Genomic DNA, 1,838 nt, shown 5'->3' on the forward strand with positions numbered 1-1,838 from the left:
ATGGCAAGATGCTAAAATATTCTTACAGTCTTATGAATACCTGCTGGACTGTAAGCAAGAACAGCGATGGATGGTGTATTTTGGCTAAGTCTATCCAGGACTTAGCTAAAATATTCTTACAGTCTTATGAATACCTGCTGGACTGTAAGCAAGAACAGCGATGGATGGTGTATTTTGGCTAAGTCCTGGATAGACTAGAACAAGTCAATGATACTTTTTCCATAGTTTAGGTCAATATGGCGAACCTGTTATACGAAACTCCCTAGAAATAGAACTCTCTTCGTACAAAGATTTGCCATAGAAAGAACAATTTCTGCACCCATGAAGGATTACTAAAGATGAAACTACTCACTCCTGAATTCATTTACTCCATAACCCCTATCTTTATTGCAACGATTGGTGGAATCATTGGAGTTACTGTCTTAGTTACCGATAGTGATGATGCCAAATGGTCATCCGGAATCGGGTTAGCTGGAACAGCAATTGCTGGTGCCGCTGGTTTAGCACAGTCTAACAAAAATGAATCAACTGTTTCTGCTCGAGATGGCGTTGCGAGAGGAAACGGACAGAAAACAACGCCACACGTATAATTTATCTTATACGCACAGTTTAACTGGAACTAGACGTATAATTCGATGTACTCTAACAACATAATCAGCAAGAGACATTAAATACTCAATTGCTGCATCAACTGTTCTATGTATACCAGGCTTTCCTTTATTAACCATCTCAAATACCAGACCAATCTCTACATATAAATATGAATAGTAACATTGTTGTTCTCTATTATTAATAAGCTTAAAGCCAAATTGTATATCTTCATCCACTAAACCTTCTGGATGTTCAACTGCATATTCCCAATCTTCAACTATAATTTTTTGTTCAACACTAGCAACCATTAAGCCCCCCTTAAACAATACTGTTTATTATTACCTTTCTCCAACCATTCAAAGTTATAAATCTTTGCCTTTTTACCACTCTTACCTTTGAAAAAATTCCTATTATCATCGTCGTAGTCACTACTAATTAAACTCCCATCTCGATTGAGAAAGTTAAAATGCTTACGAAACACTCCGGCAAGACTAATACGCTGAACTCCTGAAACTTGCAACGCATACTCAGGGAACCAATGCCAGTCAGAAAAATAGTCAGCGGGTTTCAACTCATATTTAAGCACTTCCAAAGGTGATCGCTCAAAATCATCAACAGCTTCAATACTAACTATGGGGTCATAATCAGCTTTCAGAGAGCGTTTCCATAGTTCCTTAAACTCCGACTGCTCCATATATTTCTTATCAAAATACTCATGCTCAACCGCAATCATGTAGTGAAGATGAGGGTGAGAATTATAAATGTGATGTTTAGTTTGAGTACATTCAAATGACCGCAAATATCCTCTGTAAAGCTTACCCAGTTTATACTTGAAGCTCATCATAAACTTGTGAGAAGCTGGAGACAAAGTATTATCAATAAACTCACGCAACCTAGAAACAGGAACATTGCGAACAGTCAAAGTTAGTAAAAGATATCGTAAATTCAACTTTTCCAGTTCAGGATAAGCACGAAATGCTTTAGCTCTCCACATAGCCGAACGCCTGGAAGTACACATCGGACAGCAACGAACTCGACAAAAATTAGCTGCAATCAACTTCGGACCGTCAGAGGTTTTAATAAAACTGAGCTTGCTGCCACAAGAACCATTATTATACTTACGACCCATTAACTTATCAGACCAATCCTGAAGCTTAGAAGCTTCTGCTTGATTTTTTCTATTTTCAGCAGCAATTTGCAAAAGGTTTGCAGATTAACGAACACTATGTTGAAGTTTATTAAAGTTA

4 protein-coding genes are annotated in these 1,838 nt (G+C 37.5%); 2 read left to right on the forward strand and 2 right to left on the reverse strand.

The annotated features are described in order from the left end of the window. Both D5R40_RS38675 and D5R40_RS32610 read left to right on the forward strand, forming a co-directional pair. Positions 1-182, forward strand: a 182-nt coding sequence (locus D5R40_RS38675) for a hypothetical protein (RefSeq protein WP_205127837.1), incomplete at its 5' end; no start/stop codon positions are given. Between the two features lie 156 nt (positions 183-338). After that, on the forward strand, positions 339-590 hold the full coding sequence (locus D5R40_RS32610; protein WP_192901060.1) for a hypothetical protein: 252 nt from the start codon (positions 339-341) through the stop codon (positions 588-590). 6 nt (positions 591-596) lie between these two features. Here D5R40_RS32610 and D5R40_RS32615 read toward each other — a convergent pair whose 3' ends face one another. Beyond that, entirely contained in the window at positions 597-899 is a 303-nt protein-coding gene (locus D5R40_RS32615) for a hypothetical protein (RefSeq protein WP_124155857.1), read from the reverse strand. Next, positions 899-1,792 carry a protein rep gene (locus tag D5R40_RS32620; RefSeq protein WP_124155858.1) on the reverse strand — a complete coding sequence of 298 codons (894 nt, stop codon included), beginning with the start codon at positions 1,790-1,792 and terminating at the stop codon, positions 899-901. Before D5R40_RS32620 ends, D5R40_RS32615 begins: the two co-directional genes overlap by 1 nt. Between the last annotated feature and the right edge of the window lie 46 nt (positions 1,793-1,838).

The sequence above is a fragment of the Okeania hirsuta genome (genome assembly GCF_003838195.1).
GTDB lineage: Bacteria > Cyanobacteriota > Cyanobacteriia > Cyanobacteriales > Microcoleaceae > Okeania > Okeania hirsuta.

Bases quoted from the DNA above. Each gene is read 5' to 3' on its own strand.
- D5R40_RS32610 (WP_192901060.1), top strand. From the start codon at position 339: ATGAAACTACTCACTCCTGAATTCATTTACTCCATAACCCCTATCTTT.
- D5R40_RS32615 (WP_124155857.1), bottom strand. From the start codon at position 899: ATGGTTGCTAGTGTTGAACAAAAAATTATAGTTGAAGATTGGGAATAT.